This window comes from Desulfonema magnum, from assembly GCF_017377395.1.
GTDB lineage: Bacteria > Desulfobacterota > Desulfobacteria > Desulfobacterales > 4be13 > Desulfonema_C > Desulfonema_C magnum.
In genome coordinates this window covers 7,654,713-7,678,374 of the sequence record NZ_CP061800.1, presented here as the reverse complement: position 1 = coordinate 7,678,374, position 23,662 = coordinate 7,654,713, and the positions used below count along the sequence as shown (strand labels likewise).

The window sequence follows — 23,662 nt, the reverse complement described above, 5'->3', positions numbered from 1 at the left end:
GGAAGGTTCTTTACGCTTCATCTCTCCTGCCCCCTCTGATTCCCAATACCCAATTCGCTATTCTTCAAGCTGCAATATATCCGTACCTTCCGGTATTGTGAAACTGAACATGGCATCATCCAAATTCTGATTGAATTGGAATTTGCTCAGTTCAATCAGGGTTTCATCCCCATATGAATTGTAAGTAACAATTCGGGCCACATCAGATGTTGTTTTTGAAATAGACAAATAAATAGCGTCTATGTCGTATTTTTTTTCTTTGGGCACGAGTTTCAGGATATGATAGTCAGGATTACTGTTTTTTTCGAGCGTAACAATAAAATTTTTTCGGATGACTTTTATATCTGAAAGAAAACTGGCCCCTTTGCCATCTCCGAAATATGTGGGGGCGTTACCGGTCATCACCTGATTATCTTCGGGGCGGTACATCCACAATGTTTTGCTGTCTGTAATGATAATTTGTTTTTCAGGAACTTCATATTCCCATCGCATCATGCCAGGGCGTTTGATAAATACTTTCCCAAAAGCCGTATCTGTCAGTTCCATGGCCTTTAAAGTCGCTTTTTGATCAAAACGTGCTATAAAGCCCTGACCTTCATACCGTTTTTCAACTTTATCCATGATCCTGTCCAGTGACAAAGACAAGTCTTCTGTCGGCAATGCTGCTGTCGGAAAAGGATTTTTCGGGGGAAATGTGGTTGTCAAAGATTCATTTTGCGAAGGTAGCGTGGTTGTAGTTGTCAAAGATTCATTTTCCGAGGGCAACGTGGTTGTGGTTGTCAGAGACGGATTTTCCGGGGGCAATGTGGTTGTGGTTGTCAAAGACGGATTTTCCGGGGGCAATGTGGTTGTGGTTGTCAAAGACGGATTTTCACAAAATACTGTCTGTATATTAAAAAATAGTGTACAAAAAAGAAATATTATTAATTTGATTTTCATTTTAAACCTCCGTATGGCGATTTTCGATGCCAATTATTTTTTATGAGCCTTCAGTATCAGTTGCAGGTCATCTTTACTGATTTCCAAAGAACGCGTTGAACGTTTTTCTGCATTTAATTTATTTGACAGAGGATAAAAATAATACAAAACATATTGATTCTATTGATTTTATAGTTTCTGTCCATTTTTTTCATCTCTCCTGACAAAGCAATTGCATCAGCATAACACGTCTGTTCAATACCGTTTCTGAGTTCAAATAATTTTTTCCATTATCAGTAGATGGAAAGTTCACACACATATCTCGTTCCCACGCTTCGCGTGGGAATGCCTTTCGGACGCTTCGCGTCCTGCGGCATGGGGACTTGCTCCCGTGTCAGGCGGATTCGGGACGCGAAGCGTCCGCGCTGCATTCCCACGCGAAGCGTGGGAACGAGATTGTTGACGAGATTGCTAAAAATTTTTTCCGTCTGCTGATTATGAATGATTCTCCTTTTACCCTTTTACGGGTTATCTATATATTGAGTGACCAAGTTTTGCAAACCGATTTTAGCCAAAGTGTACAAAAATTGTTTTTTAATGGTTATCCCGACCATTTTGTCATCCCGGATTCTGTTTCTAACAGGTTGTAAAACCAATGTTTACAATTTATTATATAATCCAACTTGCTATCTGTAAACAGCAGATCGAAATTTTTGACACATCCGTTTTTTTGCCACGAAGGCACGAAGACACGAAGACACGAAGACACGAAGTTTCACGAAGTCTCTCCGCGGTTCCTTTGTGTCTTTGCGGCTGATTTTTTCGGATGTGTGAAAAGCGGGAGCAGCCGTTTTTTTGCCACGAAGGCACGAAGACACAAAGTCTCACGAAGTCTCTCCGCGGTTCCTTTGTGTCTTTGTGTCTTTGCGGCTGATTTTTTCGGATGTGTGAAAGGTGGGACACACCCGAATAAGGTGGGTTCCGCTTCGCTCCACCCACCCTACATTTTCTGAATATAAATGGGCATGACCTGTCGCTCACAACGAACGATGAAAGCCATGGCAAAAGACAAATCACAAATCACAAATCACCAATCACTATTACAGACCGTGCCTTAGCGCAAGCTTTTCAAACATTATCACAAGGCCCGTGCCAAGGGCATGGATGGAATCAATGCTGAGATTCTCTTCCGCTGTTGAATCAAAAAAGATATTGAGATCTGATTCAAATCCGTCCTCGGGTTTCCAATAACAAATCAGAATCGGCACTTTGGGGAGGGGATACAAAACAAGTGAAATATCCGATTCATAATGATTTTCCACCTGCCTTCCGTTGAAAAGGTGAATCATATCCTCAAAAAGATCCGTATAGGTATCAGCAACTTTTTTCAAGGGAGCTTCACACCGCTGACCAAAAAGCCGATACCGTGATTTCCCGCCTTCCAGTTCTCTGAACGGAACCCATTTTTCTGAAACAGGGACGCCGGCACCATTGATGATATAATCAAGCACAGGGATGGCTATCCATGAATGCACATGAATATCTGTGATAATGTTTCCCTTTGTGTCAACACTGAAATCTTTGCCAAGACACTTGATTGTCAGCTTGTCATCAGAAAAAATTTCACCCAGCCTCTGTGCTGCTGAAGGAAGGTCTGTCTCGGCAATTTTCTTTTTCATCTGTTCGATTGCTTCGTACTGTTCCTGTTCAATCGTCATCTGAGTGGATATCTCTCCGTCATACTTCTCAATGGTCTCCTTATCAAGATGCGGGCATTCACTGAGCTGCTTCTGCCCTTTGAACACTGCGGCAGCAAAGGCCATACAGGTGGGTTCATTACATTTTTTACAATTTGATTTGTCAAGTAACTTAAAAACTTCCATAACATTCTTTAGTTGAGCCATACATTAACCTCCTTTTTCCTTATCAGGCTGTTTGTTATACTCGATAATCAATGCTACAAATATGTCGCCCTTACAGGGCTTAGTCGGCCCTCCCCTAAATCCGTTATAATCAGAATTTTTCAATACCTGTTAAAAGATATCTTTATTCAACCAATCAGATTTTAAAATAAAAAACATCCCCCATTTGGGGGATATGCTTTATTTTTTGATTTTTTTATTGACAGTACATTTCTTTTTGTTCTATATAGAGATCAGTTGTTTTATATAAAAAACATTTTTTTTACGGAAGGAAAAATATGCCAAAAGAATTTAAAAGAGTCCCGGCCCTGGACAAGTGCTTTCAAATCTTGGAACTTTTTATAAAACAAAAAAAACCGCTGGGAATCAGCGAGATATCCAAAAAGCTGAAATATAATAAAAGCACGGTCTTTAATATGGTCCATACGCTCGCTGATTTAGGAGTACTTGAACACGGAACAGACAATAAATTCCATTTCGGAACCCGACTTTATGTCATGGGCAGGGCGGCTGGCCGGGCTTCTGAACTGATCCGCACAGTTCACCCTTATCTTGAAGAAATCAGTCAGAAAACCAGGCTTTCGACATCCCTGGGAATCCGTGCCGGGCTTAGGACTGTTCTCGTGGATAAGGCAGATACTTACATGGTATTAAAAGTTTACACGGAAGTGGGTGCCAGCCTTCCCGTGATTGCCGGAGCAGGCGGGAAAGCCCTCTTATCACAGTTGTCCGAAGCTGAACTTGATGACATCTTAGCTCAGGAGCCATTGAAAAAATTTACTCCCTTTTCATTTACAGACAATGAAAAATACAAAAGAGAGATCAGAAAGGTTCGTGAGAGGGGCATTGCTTTTGATTATGAGGAATATCGCGAAGGAATACGGGCGTTGGCCGTTCCTTTAAATGTAAACAGAGAAAATTTACAGGTCGCGATATGGGCCGTAGGTCTGAAAGGATTGCTTGAAGATCGTTTTATTCCTCAGTATTCAGAACTCTTAAAAAAAATAGCAAAAGAGATTGAGATTCGCTTTTCTTTATAGGATTTCAAAAATTCAGCAGATCAAAATAAGTACCTGACCATAAGTTTTTAATATCTGCCCGGGGAAGAAACCCGGCTTTTTTTCCGGAATGATGCTTCTCCGAAAAAGGAAAAACCCGGGTTTCTCTGCCGCTCACAGAAAAAAAGATGTATAAAAAATTTTTGATCAGGTACTTAAAAAAGTGCCAAACTTAATGAGTTGTGCCCGGATTTTATTTTGATGAAAAGCATGTCAGTATTTTTCATTTCTTCTGGCCGCCTAATCTGATGATACATTCTGTTTTTCCTGCGTCATTTTGCCCTGCCAAAATAACACAGAAACACTTTTAAAATAAGGGAGATGGTTCATGAAAAAAGCAGATAAAAAAATTTTTGCAACGTTGTTCTTTTCCCTGTTTACGATGCTGATAGGGGTCGGAATCGTGATCCCGCTGCTGCCGGTCTATGCCCATGATCTGGGTGCCAGCGGTTTTTATGTTGCCATGGTATTCGGAATATTTTCCATTTCAAGAACGTGTTTATTGCCTTATTTTGGCAAACGCTCGGATGAGAAAGGACGGAAACCGTATATTGTGACAGGACTCCTCGCTTACGGGCTGGTTTCAATTGCCTTCATGTTTGCAGACACGATTGAGCATCTTCTTACCATACGCTTTGTTCAGGGCATCGCCTCTGCCATGATCATGCCTACGGTTCACGCGTATGTCGGAGACATAACGCCCAAAGACAGGGAAGGCTTTACAACAGGGGTTTTCAACATGTCTGTTTTCCTGGGGCTCAGTCTCGGCCCCCTGGCCGGCGGAGTGCTTAAAGATCATTTCAGTCTTCAGTTTTCCTTCTTATGTATGGGAATACTTTCATTCGCGAGTTTTTTTCTGAGCCTTTTTCTGCTTCCGCCCAGAAAATCGGAGCAGACTGTATGCAACAATGACCTCCATGTAGGATGGAAGCCTCTGCTCAGGGACAGGGTCATTGCCGGACTGTTTTTTTTCAGATTTGCTTATACCGCATGTATCGGGATTATCTGGAGTTTCCTGCCGGTTTTTGCAGATAAGGATTTTTCTCTTTCCAGTTCACGCATCGGCCTTCTTGTCATGCTCGCCGTGTTTGTCAGCGGAGTGGTGCAGACACCCATGGGATTTCTGGCAGACAGGGTGAATAAGAAAGCCATGCTGATCACCGGCGGGCTGATCACCGGCTGTTCCATGTTCTCATTTGTATGGGCAGACGGGTTTGGATATCTTTTTTTAGCCAATATAGGAGTCGGACTCGGGGGAGGTATCTCCATGGCCCCGCATATGGCAATGGCTGTCCAAAAAGGAAACCAAACCGAGGCCATGGGGTCTGTCATGGCCATTATGACCATGGCCCACAGCATGGGAATGATGTCAGGTTCCCTTATTGCGGGTGTGATGATGGATATTTTTGAACTCCGCCAGGCATTCTCCTTCGGATCGCTCCTGATGATGCTGGGTGTCATTTTGTTTTTTATCCTTACCTATCCCAAAAAGGAATATGTTCAGCCTGTTATGAACAGGCGTTAATATGAATTTCAGAGGGAAATTATGAAACTTACCGGGCAAACTCAGAGCGCAGACGGTGGGTTTCGCTTCGCTGCACCCACCCTACTTTTCGGGCAGATTATTTTTTAGGAAATTCCTTATAGGTTGTTAAAGATTCATCATGTAAAAATAAAGGCGTGCCAAACTTACAGTTTGGTAAGGCGTATTTTTCGGAGAACCGGGGAAATATTGCCAAACTGTAAGTTTGGCACTCCGGAGATGTTAAGGAGGTTTGGGAAATGAGCAATGAAAATGTTCAAATTGTACGCACCACCACCTGGTCCGCGGGTCCCGGATGTCATGGGGGCTGCGGTGTGCTGGCGTATATCAAAGATGGTGAACTGATCAAACTGGAAGGCGATCCGGATCACCCCTGGAACCAGGGGCGTCTCTGCGCCAGGGCACTGGCCATGACGCAATATATCAGACATCCGAACCGCCTGACCCGTCCTCTGAAGCGGGTGGGCAAACGCGGGGAAGGCAAATGGAAGGAAATCTCATGGGATGAGGCATTTGATCTTATTGAAAAAAAGATGAAGACCATCCGCAAAGAATACGGACCTGAAAGCGTGATTTTTTCCATGGGTACCGGCAGGGACATCGGCCCCTGGATCTGTATGCTGGCATATGCCTTTGGCAGTCCCAATGTGATGTTCTCTCTGAGCGGCAGCGCGTGTTACGGGCCTCGCATCAGCGCATGTAACACCTTCCAGGGCAATTATTGCGTATTTGACGCGGGCCAGTGGTTCCCGGATCGGTATGAGAATCCAAAGTTCAAAGTTCCCGAGTGCATGATTGTCTGGGGTTACAATATTGCAGCCACCTGCCCGGACAATCTTTTCGGGCATTGGATCATTGATCTGATGAAACGGGGAACCAAGATTATTTCTGTGGACCCCCGGCTCACCTGGTTCTCCTCACGGGCAAAGCACTGGCTCCAACTGAGACCCGGAACCGACGCGGCCTTGGCAATGGGAATGCTGAATGTCCTCATCAACGAAGACCTGTACGATCATGAGTTTTTGGAGAAATGGACCAATGCTCCCCATCTGATGCGGGAAGATACTGGAAAATTGCTCCGTGAGAGCCATCTCAGAGAAGAGGGGTCGGAAAACAAATTTGTGGTCTGGGATGATACCGGAAGGCGTCTGGCGATCTGGGACGGTAGTCAGGTTTCGTACAATCTCCCTGACGTGAATCCTGCCCTGTCAGGTCGCCGGGAAGTGACGCTGGCTGACGGAAACACGGTTTCCTGCCATACGGTCTGGGACGCGTTTCGCGAAGAAGTGAACAACTATCCGCTGGATAAAGTCGAGGAGATCACATGGGTTCCTGCCAAAGATATTCAAAAAGCAGCCCGTTTCTATGCCAAAAGCAAACCCGCGTCTATTCAATGGGGTGTCTCCATTGACATGACCCCGGCGGTCACGCCTTTATGTCATGCCATCTCTTCCCTGTGGGCACTTACCGGAAATCTGGACGTGCCAGGGGGAAACGTGATCACGCGCTTTGCTTATGATGCAGTGGCTTATGCGCTTCCCGGAGCCGACGGCGTGATCAGACTCAGGAACAAAGAGCAGGACGCGTGCCGTGTGGGAGTGAAAGAGTACGGACCGTATCGGACTTTTCACTGGCGCGCACAGACCGATCTCACCTTGGAACAGATCTTCACGGGCAAGCCTTACCCCATCAAAGGCATGTGGATACAGACCGCGGGCATTCTGAACGGCATCGGGCTTGACCCCAAGCGATGGCGGGAGGCGCTCAAAAAACTGGACTTTATCGCTGCCGTGGATTTGTTTATGACCCCCACCACTCAATATGCAGACGTGGTGTTGCCAGCGGCCACATTTCTGGAAAAAGACGGGGTGCGAAGCTGGTGGGTTCCGCTTCAGAGCATCAACAAGGCCCTGAAAGTGGAGGAGTGCAGACCTGATGTGGAGATAAATTTTGAATTGGCCAAACGCTTTGATCCGGACTTTAAATATGAGACCATCCATGATCTGTTTGATGACATCATCAAACCTTCCGGCATGACCTACAAAGAACTTCAGGAAAAAGTCTGGTCTATTCCGCCGGAGGAACATCCCACCGTGCCTTATTTTCGCCACGAGAAAGGGCAGCTCAGACCGGACGGAAAACCCGGGTTTAAAACGCCCACGGGAAAATTTGAGCTTTACTCCACCTATCGGGAGGACTGGGGACTGGACCCGTTGCCGCATCACGAAGAACCGCCGCTCACGCCGGTCAGCCGTCCCGATCTTGCGGAAAAATATCCCCTGATCCTGTCCACAGGCAGGCGTTCTCCGGCTTATTTCCATTCTGAGCATCGCATGATCCCCTGGCTCAGACAGCTGGATCCGGATCCCGTGGTGGAAATTCATCCTGAGACAGCGTCAGAACATGGCATCGGAAACGGCGAATGGGTATGGGTGGAAAACTGGATGGGCAAGTGCAGGCTCAAAGCAAAAGTCTCGCCCATTGTCCCCCGTTGGATGGTCATGGCCGCCCATGGCTGGTGGTTTCCGGAAAAATCAGGCAAAGAACCGAGTCTGTACGGTGTCTGGGAATCCAATATTAATCAGCTTCTCCCCATGGGCCATCAGGGAAAGGACGGACAGGGCGCACCGCTCAAGCATTCGCTGTGTAAAATATATAAAGTTGGCGCGAAGGAGGAATCATAATGGCAAAAAAACCTGAATATGGTCTGCTGATAGATTATGAATACTGCACTGGCTGTTTTGCGTGTCAGGTGGCATGTTGCCAGGAAAACGGCTGGCCCGCGGGAATGGGAGGAATACAGGTGTTGGAAATCGTGCAAAATCTGCCTAATGATAAAGCATATCTCACGTTTATGCCGTTTCCTACAGAACTTTGCATTTTGTGCAGGCCGCGTACAAAAAAAGGACTTGAACCGGCCTGCGTAAAGCATTGTATGGCAAACACCATGAAATACGGCCGTCTTGAAGACCTGGCCAAAGAGATGGGAAAAAAGCCCAAAATGGTCCTCTGGTCGCCGCGTTAGGGGTGACGTGAGACCTCCGAGGTTTTGAAAACCTCGGAGGTCTTTCTCTGGCATTTATCCGAATTTTTCGGCTGATACGGACGAGGTCATCAGTTCTGCCTTTTCCTGAGTATCATTTTCTCTGTTACAACAACTGCAATTCATAGTATATCGGCTGACTGAGCGGATTATAACGGTACGCTCTGATGGGACGAAACCCAAAAGCAATGTATAAGGCATTTGCTTCTTTCATTGAGGCGAGAGTGTCAAGCCGCATTTGTTCGTAGCCAGACAGCTTTGCCTCTCTGATCACATGCTTTATCAGCGCGTTTCCAATTTTCTTTCCTCGGTATTCAGGAATCACATAGAGGCGCTTCATTTCACAAACCTTTTCATCAAGTTTGCGGAGTGCGACGCATCCCACAAATTTTTTTCTTTTTTCAGCAAGAAGAATGCAGCCGGCAGGCGGAGCATAAGCACCAGGAAGCGTGGCTAATTCACGGGTAAATCCCTGAAACTCAAGATCGAGCCCGAGAGATTCAGCATACGCCGTAAAAAGGTTTCGTGTCTGTTCATAATGAAACGTTGTTTCTGCTTTGAATATCTGTAACATCTCAGTCTTTCTCGATTATTTCCAAAATAGGGTAGTCCTGAATAAGTAATGATGAATCTGATTCATCATTTCAAAAATTGTCAGACTGAATTTTGTTCATCATTACTTGTTCAACACTATCAATCTTCTCATCCTTTCATCAGGGTTCGGAGAACTGTTCAGACTGAAATTTTACGAAAATGTTCTTTGAGGTGATACCATTTGTCCACAATCTTCAACATCTTGTCCACACCGATAACCTTTCTCCCTTTAAATCGTTTTATCACATGGTTCAGGCTTTCAAATTTTTCCTTGCTTCTTTCCTGAATCACAGCATCAGCGATCTTTTCGGACAGATCAGCAATTCTGATCATATCTCGCTTATCCATAAGGTTAAATATATCCAACGGTGTTTCAACCTGCCTGCTTTTTTCAGCCTTAATTTGCTGAATCTCTTTTTTCAGTCCCTGGTTTTCTGATGCCAGCTCGTTCATTTTCACTTCAAATCGGGATTCCAGGCGGGATTCAATATTGGTCAGACGGGATTCAATATTTGTGAAACGAATCCCGCCCTCACTTTTGTCTGATTCCAAAGGGGCATATTCTGATGATGGCTGCTTCCTGAGCAGCCTCACCTGGTCCCGGAGACAAGCCTCATTTTCAGGGCTGATGATAAATACCCCGAGCATCTCTCCCCTGCGAAGGTCTATCTCCCTGGCTCTGACAGCCGCGTAATATTCAAAATCTCCGTCCACAACTTCATAAGACCTCACATCTGTTTCAATCACCACCGGAGGATTAATGATGCCTTCAACCTCCAAGATACGTTTGGCAACCAGCGTCAGTTCGTCTTCAGAAAAATTTGAACGGGGGATTTTTGACGTAATTCGCTTCACAGCGATGGTTGTGGGTGATAATCTCATTCGGCAACTCCTATCTTTCTCATGACTTCCTCCGCAAGCGTTTCAAACTCCTCCGCAGATTGGGAATGAGGTTTGTAATCAAAAACAGAACTCGGATTCGGTATTTCCTGACCGGCTATGGTTTCAAAGTCTTCCGTGCATTTTGCCAGGTCCTCTCTTTCAAAAATACGACTCTCCATGACTTGGATGCCGTAAATTTTCGGAATTTTCTCAATACGTTTTGGCAGACTATGCTTGACAAACTGGGGATGAGTGGAGATTTTGGAAGGCAAAACCCCCAATAAACGAATCGGCCCTTTGCCAATATGCTTTCGCGTGGAATTATTCTTTTTAATAAAGTCCTTCACATTTGCCAGCCCCTGATTTGCAAACGGTTTGAGATCAGAGGGGATGATAAGATAATCCGCGGCAATGACCGCTGATCTGGCGTACAGGTTTAATGAGGGAGGCGTGTCAAGGATGGCGATATCATACATCTTTTCCACGGCTTTCAGTTTATCAACCAAGATAAACGGAACATCCCCCTCCTGCGTCAGATCAAGCTCTGCCTGCATCAGATCAATATGAGAGGGAACAACGTCAATTTCATGGCTGGAAAACTGAGATTTTCTTGCAACCTCCTCAATAGGATCAAGATCTTCTGAGCGTAACACATGCAGGATATTGCGATCTTTTATATTGTCATCTTCCTCATCCGCAAACTTGATCAGCCCTGTGGCATAAGTGGTATTGGCCTGACTGTCCAGATCAATCACCAGCACCTGTTTGCCCTTTCTGCTCAACGCAGCAGCCAGATTCACAACAGCCGTGGTTTTCCCCACGCCGCCTTTGTTGTGATAAACAGTGATAATTTTCATGGTATCCTTTCCTTTGTTTTCAAAATATTTTTCTTTAACCGTCGGATTTGAGGAGATTCGGGGAACAGCCCGGGCAGGTCTTCGCGGGGTATGTTCCTGTTCATTCGGGGAATCAGAGGCTTCACTGTTGCCAGTGCATTTTTCTTCAGAAACAGGCCGGAGGATTATCTTTTCCTGTGTTTCTGCCAGCCTGATCTGATGCCCCCTGTCATCAGAATCCTTTTTTCCAGAAAGTGATTTGCCCCTGATGCCGTCCCGTCCGACCAGAGAGCGGAGTTTGTCCATATGGTTCACAACATCTTCACCCGGACAGGAAAAAATAAGCATCATATCTTGACGGCACCTTTCGTAAATTCTGACCTCCTTTGCATTGGTCAGCAGACCATAGCGCACCCGCAGACTGCTCAGGTAGTATTTCAGCTTTCGGACATGGCGATCAAGCTTTTCCCTGGGATGCTTTGCCTCGATCACCAGGGTGAACCGCGCAGCCCCATCCGATACAAAAGGAGCACAGTACGCTGCAAATGCCATGAAATCCAGACGGATACTGCCACACGCCACTTCCTGATACCAGGTTTCAGGACGATATCCCAGTTCCGGTAACAGGTAATGAACAATAAATTTGCTTTCGACTTCCCGTTCATTCCGGCAAAGTCTTGGATTAAATTTTATCATTTTTCCACAAAAACACCGAAATTATAAGTATCTGTCCATAAATTTTCCAATATAAATCCGGCATCAGACCTGAGAGGTTTTCAAAACTTCGCAGGTCTTCGGATACCGAAAAACTTTTTCTGATGATAACGGATTTTGTAAATGCCCGTTTCGACAGGCTCAACGTGCGTTTTGGTTTTCCCGGGGCATCCCCAAAATCCGTTATACTCAGAAAATAATAAAGATTAGAAATATATCTTGTAACTTATTTTTTTCTGATCGTCAAGTCATGTAAGTTGGCCTGAACAAAGTGAGAGCCGATATGCTGAATGGCAAAAAGACGCGTCAGGGTTGTAAAACAGTGCGGTGGTATTGAGCAGGAAAGCGGAGAATCTGAGTAATGAGGAAAAAGATGCTGATGATAACGAATTCAGGGGAGGGACAGAGACGGCACAGGCCCCGCGAGGGCGGCATATTTACAGCGGCAAATATGCCGCCTCCGCGGGGCTTGGAGGGACTGCATGATGAATGCCAGTTCCCTTATTTGATGACGACCTTATCCAGGGCGGCTTTGGCTGTGTTCCGAACGGTTTTATTGGTATCAGCCATTGCTCTGACCAGATAGGGAACCGCTTTTATTGCCCCGGGTCCGATTTTTCCTAAAACTTTGGCGGCTGCATGACGGACAAACCACTGGTTGTCTTTCAGCGATTCCGAGAGACGGGGAACTGCCTCAATAGCTCCTTCGCTCCGGGGCCATTGGGGATCAAATTTTTCCAAAAACCGGGCCACTGAATTGGCGATATCCTTATTGGCATCTGCCAGTGCTTCCACGAGGTAACGAATTGTTTCCTGACCGATTTCCATCAGGGCATCCCCGGGCATAGTACAGGCAAATCCGACATCCGCTCCTGCCAGGGCCTTCACAAAACAAGGAATGATGTTCAATGTGCTTTCATGCCGTTGCCATTTGGAATTGATTCTTCCCAGCGCCTGGGCAGCCTGATTGCGGAGAATCTGACTACTGTCTGCCAATGCTTTCACGAGATGAGGAATCGCTTCTTCTGCCGCGGGTCCGATTTCTCCCAGTGCTTCCGCAGCCTCACAGCGGCCCGTCTCATCCCCCTCTGTCAGTTGTTTTATAAGGCGTTTTATTTCTTTAAGCGTGTCTGAAGCAGCGGCCTCTTCTTCCTCATCATTCACAAGCGAGGATTGTTTCAGGAGCACATTATCCAAGGCATTTTTGACAGCGATTCGCACCTTTTTATTGCTGTCTGCCAGTGCTTTTACAAGATGAGGAACTGCTTTTTTCGCGTTCGGCCCGATTTTTCCCAACACTTCGGCAGCGGCCCGACGGACAAACCACTGACTGTTCTGCAAGGCTTCCGCAAGACAGGGGACTGCCTCCTCGGCCGCCCGGGTCCGGGGCCACCGGGGATCAATCCTCCTCAGAGCCAGGGCAGCGGTGTTGAGAACATGCTTATTATCGTTTACCAGGGATTCCACAAGAGGCCGGATTGATGCCGGGCCAATTTCCACCAAAGCTTCGGCAGGCATATGACAGTCTTCAGATTCTGCACCGCCCTCTTGCAGGGATTTCATAAAAAACGGAATAGCGTTCATCGCGCTTTCAGTCTGTCGCCATGTGGGCGCAATTTTTCCAAGGGCCTGACCTGCCAAGTTACGGATATCTTTATTACGATTTGCTAATATATTTATAAGATGAGGGACTGCTGCCTGTTCCGCGGCAGGTCCGATTTCCCCCAGGGCTTTAATCGCCAGACTTTGGACATCACTGTCTGCCAGCAGTTTTGCAAGATGAGACGCGGCAGAGGGGCCGATTTCCCCCAGTGCTCTGACAGCCGAAGTTCGGGCGGTTCCGTTCACTTTTTCCAAATCTTTCACAAAAGAGGTGATTTCTCTGCATGCGCCCTCGCTTTGCTGCCATTGGGGATCAATTTTTTCCAAAGCCTGAACCGCGGCCCCCCGGACCTCCTCATCTTCATTTGCCAGTATTTTTACAAGATCGGGGATTGCCGTGGGTCCGATTTTCCCCAGTGTCTTAGCTGCCGCATGAAGGACTTCACTGTCTGTCAGTACTTTTATAAGATCAGGGACCGCCCGTTCCGCCGCGGGTCCGAATTCTCCCAGGACCTCAGCCGCCCCGACGCGGGTTCCCCTGTCATCATTTACGAGCAGTTTCAAAAGCTTAGGAATGGCTTCGCACGCGCTCGGACTTCGCGCCCACAGGGGATCAATTTCCTTCAGCGCCTCAGCAGCCGCGCTGCGGACAATTTTGTTGCTGCTTACCAGGACTTTTACAAGATCAGGGATCGCTGACTCCGCAAATGTGCCAAATTTTTCCAACTCTTTTATGGCAAGTATACGGTCTCTTGTTAAATATTCCGGAGACACACAAATTGCAGCCAAGTCTTCAACAGACTTGTCACCACCTTTTAACAGACGCGAATACAAAGGAAATATCAGCATGATGGCATAACTGGCGGTCATGAAACGAAAAAAAACAGCAGATGCCGGTGAATTCATGCCCGGTTCCAGGCTATGAAGCTGCCAGCCAAAAATTTGAAGGGCATCTCCGAAATCAGCCGTGCGCAAAATGCTGTCAAGAACCCACAGACACCCGTTCATCAGACTCCAATTGTTCTCCCAGCCGGCCACAGCAACCATCACGAGCGCGGCCGCCCATCCGCCCCGGCCAACCCATTTCATTACATCTGATACAGGTTGAATGTCGTCAAGACGGCTGATCATCTTGAAAATCAGGGACAGTATAAAAATACTCACCATGATATACATCCCCAAAAGCGCAATGCCGGTCGGAATGCTCTGGTGAGAGATATGCTGCAACTTGATTCCATAAGCTTCGATGGCATCGGGCAAATCAGCCGCCTTCAGCACATGTGTTCCGATAAATTTTATCCAGTCAGAGAGAACAGGCGATGAAGGACAGGCATAATGTGCTGTTCCTAAAATATCATGTATCTGAACATGCAATTTGCAGAAGATCGCCAACTGTATAAAACCCAGCAGCATCGCACTGAAATTAAGTGTTCTGCCGCGGAAAAATAAATAAATCAGCATGCTGATATTAATAATAGTTAATGACCCGCTGGCCCACAACAAAGGCATCTGATCTTTTAAAAGTGATGCGATCTGATCTTCCAAAAAGAATACCGCTGCCACATAAACAGCGGATACCAGCGTACTCAGATTTACATATTTGTTCACACTTATTCCGTCCTTTCTCTTAAGGGTTGAGGTTTTAATAACTGCCGGTCTGATAACATTCTGCATTCCCTTTGGCAGATTAAGCTGAAGCTGATCTACCTTATTAATTTGATTAGATTATTTTTAAATTCAGAGTTAAGATTATAATTATCATAACATAATTAATGGAATATTGCCATATATAAATTCTGATGATAAAAAATTTAGAGAAAGCTCCGGACAACGCGGTGATTGGTGATTGGTGACTACCCGATGTTCAGGTTTTCTGACCCGGTTCGGACAAAAAGCCTGTCATTCCTGCGAAAGCAGGAATGACAGAAAAAAACTTGAACATCGAGTGATATCTGAAATGTTTTTCCGATACTGGCAGTACAGTCGCAATAATGTTTTTTTATATTTGGATTGTAAATCAGAACAAGGAATTCGGATAATTCCAATAGAAATCAAAAAAGGCTATGGATATGATGCGGTTACGGAAATTAAAATCCGGATCATGGCAATGCCCGCACACGCTGTCAGTTCTCTGCCGAAACTCACGGACTGTTTTTCAAATGCCTCAATAAAAAGCTTTGAGAAACAGATACCCAGCTTGCCGTCACAGACAAAGGTAATGTCATCCCCCCCGAGGATGATGGGCAATGCTGCTGACTCAGGCAGTTCCGAACGGATCCGGAGTGCAAAAATTTTATTTTTGCGCCTGCGAAAAACCATTTTTCGCACTCCGGAGAAAACACCGGAAAACCCGCTTACGCCTAAGTCAACAGTATTGAGGATGATGGGGCGGTGGGGGACTGGTGTGACTCCGGCACGGGCGACAATGGGAACGGCACCATAGGACTTGACGCTTTTGAGATGGCGGATCCGGTCTCCCAGTCGGCGACTTCGCCCTGGCGACGCTTTTCTTCATCGGAGAGAATGCGGGCATCGGTTCCCTGTCGCTCTCAGATGTGATTCTCGGCGACTTCTCGGTAAATCCGCTTTCCGAGAATCTGGAAAACGGAAATGTCTGATTATAACGGATTTAGGGGAGGGCATAACATCCTGAAATTACTATATGTCAGAATGGAAAATCTGTCCGTCACGGGGTTCCGGGAACCGGAAATTCAGGATATTTGTTTTCTCGGAAACCGACGTTTTCCGGGAATGTCCGTCCGGCTTTCTGCGAAAACGGAAGGTCGCGCGCAGCCTCCCGAAATCGGAGCCTCCCCTGAATCCGTTATAATCAGGGAAATGTCAATGTCAGCGCTTTTCCCATCCCCGGTGCGGTGTGGCTGCTCGGCTCCGGTCTGATCGGCCTCGCGGGAATCCGGAGGAAGGTTAAAAAACAGATTTAAATTATAGATGAATGACAAATTGGCCTGCCTCCGCATCTCTTTGGCGGAGTCAGGCATGAAACTGTTGACAGAATTCTCATGCCCCAGAAAAATCGGCGACAGCCGGCCCTTCTGGGGGCATTAATCCAACCCCGCAGCAGCCATGATATCCGGTATCAGTTCCTCCTTGCCGATGGCCATAATATGAACACCGTCACACATTTTTTCCTCATGAATCCGGCGTATCATACGGCCAGCGATTTCAATCCCCTTTGCCAGCGCACCGCCCTTGGGGGCAGAAGCCATCTCATCCACCAGTTCCTTTGGCACGTTTACCCCGGCGATGTTCTTGTTCATAAACCGAGCCATGGGCGCGGAAGTCAGCAGGATCACACCGGCCAGGATTTTCACGGGAAATTGCCTGGCATACTTCATAAAGTCCTTAAATTTGTCCAAATCATACACCGCCTGGGTCTGGATAAACTCAGCACCTGCCTCAATTTTCTTCTCAAACTTGATGAGCTGAGGCTCAAGGGGATTGGCTTCAGGCGTGACAATGGCTCCCGCACAAAAAGAAACACCGCCGTCAAGATCACTTCCGCCCAGGTCCTTACCTTTTTCCATTTTTCTCACCGTCGCCACCAACTGGCTGGAGTCCATATCAAAAACACTCTTGGCCTCTTTATGATCCCCCAGCATGACAGAATCTCCCGTAAGACAGAGGACATTGTTGATTCCTCGGCTGGAGGCAAAAAGCAGATCCGCCTGAAGGGCCAGACGATTGCGGTCCCGGCAGGTCATCTGCAAAACAGGTTCTCCGCCCCTCTCCTTAACCAGAAGTGCGCCTCCCAGCGAAGGAAACCGCATGACAGAACTCTGATGATCCGTCACATTCATAGCATCAACTTTATCTTTCAGCAAATCAATATGATGGACAAATTTTTCAAGATTCGTTCCCTTGGGAGGGGCCACCTCGCCAGTGACAACAAACTTACCTGATTTCAAAGCTTCTTTAAAAGAGGAAACCATTATGACAGTCCTTTCCGGAATTGAAGATTAACAATTCTCAATTCTCAATTCTCAATTTCCCCGGCGTGGGTTCTCCCAGGTGGTTCCTGGGGGGTTGATATTTTCTCATGCAGTCCAGCCGTCCCAGTTCTTTCAGGCGGTTATAAATCAGGGTCCACGCGCAATCCTTGTTTTTATCTATCTCGCATTTTCCATTATCGGTTCCGCCGCAGGGGCCGTTTACCAGACCTTTGTGACAGGAAGTGACCGGACAAATCCCTCCGGTTTCCCCGATAATACAGGTTCCGCACTGCGTGCATATCTCATTAAATTCTCCGAAAGCGGTCTCTTTCCCGATGAACAAGGTATTCAGCCCCGGAATAACCATCTTTTTCAACTGGGACGCTATGTTCTGAACGCCAAACGCACAAGTCATAATCAGCAGGGCATCTGCCTGGTCAATCTGCTTACCAAATTCTTTCAGCATCTCACCGGTCAGATTGTCGCAGGCCACAGGAACAACCAACGTTCCGGTAATCAGCTTTCCCTTTTGGGTCAGCGTCTCTTTCATGGCACTGACTTCAGGTTCGCCGCCGGTATGTGTCAGGGTGACACATGTGCCGCAGCCAATGATAAACACCCTGTCCAATCCTTTTAGAAGGCGATCAATCTCTTGTTCCGGCTTCTGTTGCGTAACGGATCTGATCATATTGTTCTCCTCTCTTTTTCCAGATCACATCTGAGACATCTCATGGCCTCCTGACGGGCCTGCTTTTCAGTAAATCCTTTCTCGACCTCGCGGAAGTCTTTTATCCTTGCCTCTGGCTCCTCGAATTCAATGGCGAATCTTGGCTGTTCCCGGGTCAGTGTTTCCTCATCCAGGGCCAGCCCCGTGTCCTCCTCAAATGACGTTTTCTCATCTTTGATTTCTATGCGGGCCTCGTCTCCCCGCAAATATTTGTCAATGGCAAGGGCCGCACGCCTTCCCGATGCAATGGCCCGGATGACAAAGGTGGGCCCCGTGGTAAAATCTCCGCCTGCAAAAACACCCGGAATATTTGTGGAAAGCGTGTTATCATCCACAACCAGGGTTCCCCACAATGCCCTTTCCAACTGACTGTCCTCGGACAGAAACGAAGTATCCGGGGCCTGTCCGATGGCAATGATGATATTATCCGCTTCCACAAACTGGCTCACGGATTCATTGCATGTGGGATTGAAACATCCGTCATCGTCAAACACGCACACGCATTCATCAAACTCAATCCCCATCACCTTGCCATTTTTGTGAACAATCCGTTTGGGTCCCCATGAAGGATTAATGACGATCCCTTCTTCCTTTGCTTCGTTAATATCTTTTTCCCAGGCCGGCATCTCGGTTTTGTCTTCCAGGCAGAAAATCTGAACACCGTCCGCTCCGACTCTCATGGCGGCTCTGGCAACATCCATGGCCACATTTCCGCCCCCGATGACCACTGTTTTTCCTCTGAGTCTGAGATCCTTTCCCATTCGGATATCTGTCAGATACTCCAGTCCGTAATAAAGCCCTTCCAGCCCTTGTTCCTCACCTTCTATGCCCCCGTGTTTGCTGGACTGCGCGCCCGCGGCAATGAACACCGCGTCATAGCCCTCTGCCAGCAAGTCATTGACCGTATGCCTGGCATCAATGGGAGAATTATAACGAATCTCGACCCCGCAATTTTCAATGTAGCTGACCTCCTGTTCCACCACTTCTTTGGGAAGACGAAATTCAGGGACCGCAATTCCGAGCATTCCGCCGGCCACGGGCTGGGCTTCAAAAACAACTGTCTTATATCCCATTTTCGCGAGAAAATACGCACAGGTCAGACCCGCGGGGCCGGCCCCCGCGACCGCGATTTTTTCAGCTTTGGTCACAGGAAACCGCGCTCTTTCCGGCCCGATATTTTCAAAATACCAGTCCGCGGCAAACCGCTTGAGGGAGCGAATGGCAACAGGTTCGTCCAGCTCCCCCCGCCGGCATTTGAACTCACAGGGATGAATGCAGATTTTACCGCACACGGCCGGAAACGGATTTCTTTCCCTGATGATATCAACGGCTTTTTCATATTTGCCATTGGCAATGGCCGCGACATAATTGGGAACATCAATGCCCGCGGGACACGCGTGCTGACACGCGGAGATGACCATGGAATCACATACCGCTCCCGCGCAGCGATGTTCCTTAATATGGTCTTCATATTCCTTTAAGAAATATCTCAGGGTGGAAAGCGCCGGTTTGGCACAGGTCTGTCCCAGTCCGCAAAGGGAAGTCAGGGTAATTGTCTCTCCCAAATCCTTAATGGTCTCGATATCCTTTTCCTGTCCCTTTCCTTCGGTGATTCGTGTCAGGATTTCCAACAGCTGGGTGGTTCCGAGGCGGCAGGGCGCACATTTTCCGCAGGATTCCGACTGGGTGAAGCTGAGGAAGAACCGGGCAATCTCCACCATGCAGTTGTTCTCATCCATGACCACCATTCCGCCGGAACCCATAATGGCCCCCAGACGCTGAATGGTGTCGTAATCAATGGGTGTATTTAAAAACTGTTCCGGGATACATCCGCCGGAGGGTCCGCCCATTTGCACGGCTTTGAATTTTCTCCCTTTGGGAATGCCGCCGCCGATATCGAAAATCACCTCTTTCACGCTGACACCCAGCGGCACCTCAACCAGTCCGGTATTGTTCACCTTTCCGGCCAGGGAGAATATTTTTGTTCCGCCGCTGTTTTCAGTGCCTATTTCCGCGTACCACGGTGCCCCGTTTTTAATAATCAGGGGGACATTGGCCCAGGTTTCCACGTTGTTGATATTGGTGGGTTTTCCGTCGAGTCCGGCCTGGGCAGGAAACGGGGGTCTGGCGCTCGGCATCCCGCGTTTTCCTTCAATGGAGGCCATGAGGGCGGTTTCCTCGCCGCACACAAAGGCTCCGGCTCCCATTTTCAGACTGAGGTGAAAATTAAATCCGGTGCCGAGAATGTTTTCTCCCAACAGCCCCAGTTCTTTCATTTCTTCGATGGCAAGGGTGAGGTGGTCAACAGCAATGGGGTATTCCTCCCGCACGTAAATATAACCATATTCAGCTCCCATGGCCCGGGCACCGATGAGCATCCCTTCCAGCACCGCATGGGGATCGCCTTCCAGAACGGCCCTGTCCATAAACGCACCGGGGTCGCCTTCATCTGCATTGCATATGATATACTTGGGACGGCCCTCGGCTTCTCGGGCGAACTTCCATTTAAGACCTGTGGAAAACCCCGCCCCGCCCCGTCCTCGCAGTTTTGCAGCGATGACCTCCTCAGTAATCTGCTCCGGAGTCATTTTCGACAATGCTTTGACAAGGGCCTGATATCCGCCGGCCGCGATATAATGTTCAATTTTGGTGGGATCAATGCGCCCGCAGTTTGCCAGGACCCGTCTTTCCTGTTTCATATAAAACGGAATCTCTCTGCGATAAAACACAGGACGATGCGTTGAAGGGTCTTTGTAAGCGAGGCGGTCTATCAGACGGTTTTGTCTGAGGGTTTGGGATACAATCTCGGCAGCATCCTCCGGGTTGACTTCCTGGTATTGAACGCCCATAGGCTCGATTGCGATAACCGGAGCTTTGGCGCAGAATCCGTGGCATCCCGTGGCCCTGACCTCGACTTGCTTTGACACGCCCTGTTTCCCGACTTCCTCTTCAATGGCCGCCATGACCTCGGACGAGCCATAGGCCCGGCATCCGGTCATGCAGATATGCACTTCGGTTTTTCCTTCAGTCCTCTGAGCCAGGATTTTATTACGGAGCCATTCCAGTTGTCCGACAGATGAAAGTTTCTCCATGGATTTCTCCTTATATGAAAGTGTTAGGTGTCAGGTGTTAGGTGTTAGGAAAAACTGTGAAACTTTTATTCTTCGTTGTGACCGGCAGGTAATGGCCGCTATTGAGAATCAGGAATTGAAAAATTTAACACTTAACACTTAACACCTGACACCTAACACTTCTCACTTTTCTTGTACTGGGACAGCACGCTGTTTACTTTTGTCGGAGAAAGTTTGCCAAAATAATCTCGGTTCACCATCATGGTGGGGGCAAGGAAGCACGCACCCAGACAGGCCACCGTTTCCAGCGTGAACTGATAATCTTCGCTGGTCTCCCCTTCTTCAAGTCCCAGTTCCTTTTTCATGAGCCTTAAAATGCTTCGGCTTCCCTTTACATGACATGCGGTTCCCCGGCAGCAGCGGATTACATATTTGCCCCTGGGCTTTAGCGTAAATCCCGCGTAAAAAGTGATAACGCCCTGAACCTGGCTGGGAAACATATTGAGCGCCTGTGCCACAGGCTCAATGGAATCCGGGGGAATATAACCGAAACTTTCCTGAATGTCCTGCAACAGCGGAATAAGTCCCCATTTTTCATGTTTGTGTTTCTCGATAATGGAAAAGAGCTGGTTCCAGTCTGTTTCTTTTGGCTTCATATTCATTTCCTTTAAGTGTCCAGGACAAAAGAAACCCGGCTTTTTCCTCTGAATAATACGGTTTCCCCCGCCAAAAAAAGCCGGGTTTCTTTGCCGCTCATTTTTTTTATCCCATACACAGCTTTTCTTTACCGTGAAAATACATTTTGAAAAGCCGGGTTTTTTATCTGAAAACATTTTCATAACCGGGGGCAAAAAACCCGGCTTTTTTATGAGCGTTTATTTTAAAATAAGTTCTCGAAGCCGCTGCCATTCGGGCAACCAAGTCCATACGTCTTCTGCTGATCTCTCTATCCCTACAATGACTCTTTCGCGGAAATCAGAAGGAGAACCAAGATTAAAGTGATCTAACGCTCTGTGCATTCCGCAAAGCAAATCTTTACCGGCGAAAAATGTCATATAATGCTTAAATCTGACCCCTCCGGGACGACAAGCCGGAAGCAAGGTATCAAATGTTTTCAATACGTCAGCTTTTTTCACAATCCGGACTTGTTTATATTCATCTATGATATTTCCGATCTCCGACCGACAATCATTTTCTCCGAACTGATCGGGAAACGGCATTTTCCATCGCTTTTCACCCCAATTATTTTTAAGTGACATCGGCTGAACCCGGTAAAGAGAAAGCGATACTCTGGCTGCTGTATAGTCTGTGATCATCTGTGCCGAAGTTTGCAAGGCTTTCCGATATTTATCAGGCGGCGGTGATTTGAGTCCTAGCGCATGTCGGACAACTTCAGGATCAGTCAGATAATTTTCAATTTCTTTTCTTTCCCATGACCAGCCGATATTCACTTTCTTTGTATTGTCGGTCATCTCCCACACACGGGGAAAGCTCCTCGGAGGTGTCTCATCATCATCAAAATCCCGGTCTCTGATACCGGCAATCGCTGCTGAAGGTATCGGACTTTCCTGTTTGAGAAAAAGAATCCTTCGGTCAAAAGCATATTTGCTGCCTGCGCCCTTTATTCTGCAAGTTGCAGGAAGCAAAGCTCGAAGAACCCTTATGTCAGGACTGTTTTTTCCTCCTTCGCAAAATAAAATATTTACAGGCACAACGATCCTCCGGTTAAACGATAAGTTTCAGGTTCCCCAATCACATCATTCACAGCATCAGAGTGAGTTGTAAAGATAAACTGGCAGTTATGCCCTATCTTGGGAAGCTGGCTCACCAAAAACTGCGCCGCAGGAGGATGGAGATTCAGGTCAATCTCGTCAATCAGTACAACTGAGTAGGCAATCTGCTGTCGGACAAACTCATACAAAATTGGAAATACAGACTGTTCTCCGGCTGACATTTCCGCAATATCGTAAGTGTGATGTCCGTCATTGAGTACAAAATAAGATTCTTGTTCCACAGGGGAATCCAAACTGGGCATCTCCTCCACCCCTGAAAATGACCGTCCTGGGAAAATTTTTTTGTAATAATTCTCCAGTGCCATTAAATAATCCGATGTTCCTGACTCCTGCCTGCGTTTCCAATCAATGAGATACTGGCGCAGCCGCCCCGCTCCGAATTCAAAAGAAATATCTCCGCTTTGCTCTTTCGATCTTTCCCCTCTTTTTTCCGCATATAAACCTGATCCCAGGTTGCGAAACTGATCAAACCAGAATATGCCCGGGAGTTTTGAAAAGCTTGAACGAACAGAAGGATTTGTCCTCAGCAGGCTCCGGGCATAATAACGCCCCTGAAACTGCATCCGTTCTTCAGGTTTTTCTCCAGCTTTCCAGTAGTCACCATCTAAGATCAATTTCACAGAATGGCTGTCACCTGGCTCAACATAGGAGTGATCTGCCCGAAATTCATTTGATTGCGAGTCATACCAGATTCGGGCGATTTTTCGTGTGGCTTCAAGTTCCTCGTCTTCAAATGATATTTGCAATTCAATTCGAGGAGCGCCCCATTTCCAAAAGCGGCCTGCCAAGAAACCTATCCAGTCAAAGTCAAATACGCTCTGAACAGACCGGGTTGCCAATGCTAACGGCAGAGCAACTGCCTGAAGCAAAGTCGTCTTTCCTGTGCCGTTATCACCAAGTATCACAAAACGATTGGTGACCTCCTCAATCGTTTTATTTTTGAACGACACATCAAGATTTTCAAATAACTTGAATTTTTGAATAGAAACGGATTCCACTTTCATCTGAT

Annotated in this window: 21 protein-coding genes; 8 read left to right on the top strand and 13 right to left on the bottom strand. The window is 47.2% G+C overall.

Features of this window, described 5'->3' with window-relative positions; translation table 11 throughout:
* Nucleotides 1–57: 57 nt before the first annotated feature.
* Nucleotides 58–621 carry an outer membrane lipoprotein periplasmic chaperone LolA gene (lolA, locus tag dnm_RS29390; RefSeq protein WP_207680418.1) on the bottom strand — a complete coding sequence of 188 codons (564 nt, stop codon included), beginning with the start codon at nucleotides 619–621 and terminating at the stop codon, nucleotides 58–60.
* Between lolA and dnm_RS29385 the strand changes: the two genes are divergently transcribed.
* Complete coding sequence (locus dnm_RS29385) at nucleotides 620–985, top strand: hypothetical protein (RefSeq protein WP_207680417.1); 366 nt, start codon at nucleotides 620–622, stop codon at nucleotides 983–985. The two genes, lolA and dnm_RS29385, sit on opposite strands and share 2 nt — an antisense overlap.
* A 233-nt stretch (nucleotides 986–1,218) precedes the next feature.
* Nucleotides 1,219–1,413, top strand: a complete 195-nt coding sequence (locus dnm_RS29380; protein ID WP_207680416.1) for a hypothetical protein — start codon at nucleotides 1,219–1,221, stop codon at nucleotides 1,411–1,413.
* Nucleotides 1,414–2,018: 605 nt separating this feature from the next.
* Here the strand turns inward: dnm_RS29380 and dnm_RS29375 are convergent.
* Nucleotides 2,019–2,822 carry a DUF3786 domain-containing protein gene (locus tag dnm_RS29375; RefSeq protein ID WP_207680415.1) on the bottom strand — a complete coding sequence of 268 codons (804 nt, stop codon included), beginning with the start codon at nucleotides 2,820–2,822 and terminating at the stop codon, nucleotides 2,019–2,021.
* A 296-nt stretch (nucleotides 2,823–3,118) separates the two neighbouring features.
* Here dnm_RS29375 and dnm_RS29370 point away from each other — a divergent pair, with 296 nt between their 5' ends.
* The 4 genes from dnm_RS29370 to dnm_RS29355 all read left to right on the top strand — a co-directional run bounded on the left by dnm_RS29370 (nucleotide 3,119) and on the right by dnm_RS29355 (nucleotide 8,466).
* Nucleotides 3,119–3,880 (top strand): IclR family transcriptional regulator, encoded by a 762-nt coding sequence (locus dnm_RS29370; RefSeq protein ID WP_207680414.1) that lies wholly within the window; start codon nucleotides 3,119–3,121, stop codon nucleotides 3,878–3,880.
* Nucleotides 3,881–4,226: 346 nt separating this feature from the next.
* The gene (locus dnm_RS29365; RefSeq protein WP_207680413.1) at nucleotides 4,227–5,423 is read left to right on the top strand and encodes an MFS transporter; all 1,197 of its coding nucleotides are present in this window, start codon (nucleotides 4,227–4,229) and stop codon (nucleotides 5,421–5,423) included.
* Nucleotides 5,424–5,680: 257 nt separating this feature from the next.
* On the top strand, nucleotides 5,681–8,125 hold the full coding sequence (locus tag dnm_RS29360; RefSeq protein WP_207680412.1) for a molybdopterin-dependent oxidoreductase: 2,445 nt from the start codon (nucleotides 5,681–5,683) through the stop codon (nucleotides 8,123–8,125).
* Nucleotides 8,125–8,466 (top strand): 4Fe-4S dicluster domain-containing protein, encoded by a 342-nt coding sequence (locus tag dnm_RS29355; RefSeq protein WP_207680411.1) that lies wholly within the window; start codon nucleotides 8,125–8,127, stop codon nucleotides 8,464–8,466. Before dnm_RS29360 ends, dnm_RS29355 begins: the two co-directional genes overlap by 1 nt.
* Nucleotides 8,467–8,590: 124 nt before the next feature.
* Here dnm_RS29355 and dnm_RS29350 read toward each other — a convergent pair whose 3' ends face one another.
* From dnm_RS29350 to dnm_RS29330, 5 genes are all read right to left on the bottom strand, one after another.
* Nucleotides 8,591–9,058: a GNAT family N-acetyltransferase gene (locus dnm_RS29350; protein WP_207680410.1), complete on the bottom strand. Its 468-nt coding sequence runs from the start codon at nucleotides 9,056–9,058 to the stop codon at nucleotides 8,591–8,593.
* 158 nt (nucleotides 9,059–9,216) lie between these two features.
* Nucleotides 9,217–9,960 (bottom strand): hypothetical protein, encoded by a 744-nt coding sequence (locus tag dnm_RS29345; RefSeq protein ID WP_207680409.1) that lies wholly within the window; start codon nucleotides 9,958–9,960, stop codon nucleotides 9,217–9,219.
* A complete protein-coding gene (locus dnm_RS29340) occupies nucleotides 9,957–11,492 on the bottom strand; it encodes an AAA family ATPase (protein ID WP_207680408.1) in 1,536 nt (511 codons plus the stop codon). The genes dnm_RS29345 and dnm_RS29340 overlap by 4 nt, the downstream gene beginning before the upstream one ends.
* Before the next feature lie 519 nt (nucleotides 11,493–12,011).
* Complete coding sequence (locus tag dnm_RS29335) at nucleotides 12,012–14,720, bottom strand: HEAT repeat domain-containing protein (RefSeq protein WP_207680407.1); 2,709 nt, start codon at nucleotides 14,718–14,720, stop codon at nucleotides 12,012–12,014.
* A gap of 453 nt (nucleotides 14,721–15,173) precedes the next feature.
* On the bottom strand, nucleotides 15,174–15,431 hold the full coding sequence (locus dnm_RS29330; protein WP_207680406.1) for a hypothetical protein: 258 nt from the start codon (nucleotides 15,429–15,431) through the stop codon (nucleotides 15,174–15,176).
* Nucleotides 15,432–15,503: 72 nt separating this feature from the next.
* Between dnm_RS29330 and dnm_RS29325 the strand changes: the two genes are divergently transcribed.
* Nucleotides 15,504–15,671: a hypothetical protein gene (locus tag dnm_RS29325; RefSeq protein WP_207680405.1), complete on the top strand. Its 168-nt coding sequence runs from the start codon at nucleotides 15,504–15,506 to the stop codon at nucleotides 15,669–15,671.
* 260 nt (nucleotides 15,672–15,931) lie between these two features.
* Complete coding sequence (locus dnm_RS31755) at nucleotides 15,932–16,054, top strand: VPLPA-CTERM sorting domain-containing protein (RefSeq protein WP_207683794.1); 123 nt, start codon at nucleotides 15,932–15,934, stop codon at nucleotides 16,052–16,054.
* A gap of 120 nt (nucleotides 16,055–16,174) precedes the next feature.
* On the opposite strand, the gene dnm_RS29315 is transcribed toward dnm_RS31755, so the two are convergent.
* The 6 genes from dnm_RS29315 to dnm_RS29290 form a co-directional block, all read right to left on the bottom strand.
* Entirely contained in the window at nucleotides 16,175–17,062 is an 888-nt protein-coding gene (locus tag dnm_RS29315) for a methylenetetrahydrofolate reductase (protein WP_207680404.1), read from the bottom strand.
* Nucleotides 17,063–17,099: 37 nt separating this feature from the next.
* Nucleotides 17,100–17,750 (bottom strand): methylenetetrahydrofolate reductase C-terminal domain-containing protein, encoded by a 651-nt coding sequence (locus dnm_RS29310; protein WP_207680403.1) that lies wholly within the window; start codon nucleotides 17,748–17,750, stop codon nucleotides 17,100–17,102.
* A complete protein-coding gene (locus tag dnm_RS29305; protein WP_207680402.1) occupies nucleotides 17,747–20,881 on the bottom strand; it encodes an FAD-dependent oxidoreductase in 3,135 nt (1,044 codons plus the stop codon). Before dnm_RS29305 ends, dnm_RS29310 begins: the two co-directional genes overlap by 4 nt.
* Before the next feature lie 152 nt (nucleotides 20,882–21,033).
* A complete protein-coding gene (gene nuoE, locus dnm_RS29300; RefSeq protein ID WP_207680401.1) occupies nucleotides 21,034–21,516 on the bottom strand; it encodes an NADH-quinone oxidoreductase subunit NuoE in 483 nt (160 codons plus the stop codon).
* A gap of 219 nt (nucleotides 21,517–21,735) precedes the next feature.
* Nucleotides 21,736–22,572, bottom strand: a complete 837-nt coding sequence (locus dnm_RS29295; protein WP_207680400.1) for a hypothetical protein — start codon at nucleotides 22,570–22,572, stop codon at nucleotides 21,736–21,738.
* The gene (locus dnm_RS29290) at nucleotides 22,563–23,657 is read right to left on the bottom strand and encodes an AAA family ATPase (protein WP_207680399.1); all 1,095 of its coding nucleotides are present in this window, start codon (nucleotides 23,655–23,657) and stop codon (nucleotides 22,563–22,565) included. Before dnm_RS29290 ends, dnm_RS29295 begins: the two co-directional genes overlap by 10 nt.
* Nucleotides 23,658–23,662: the final 5 nt, after the last annotated feature.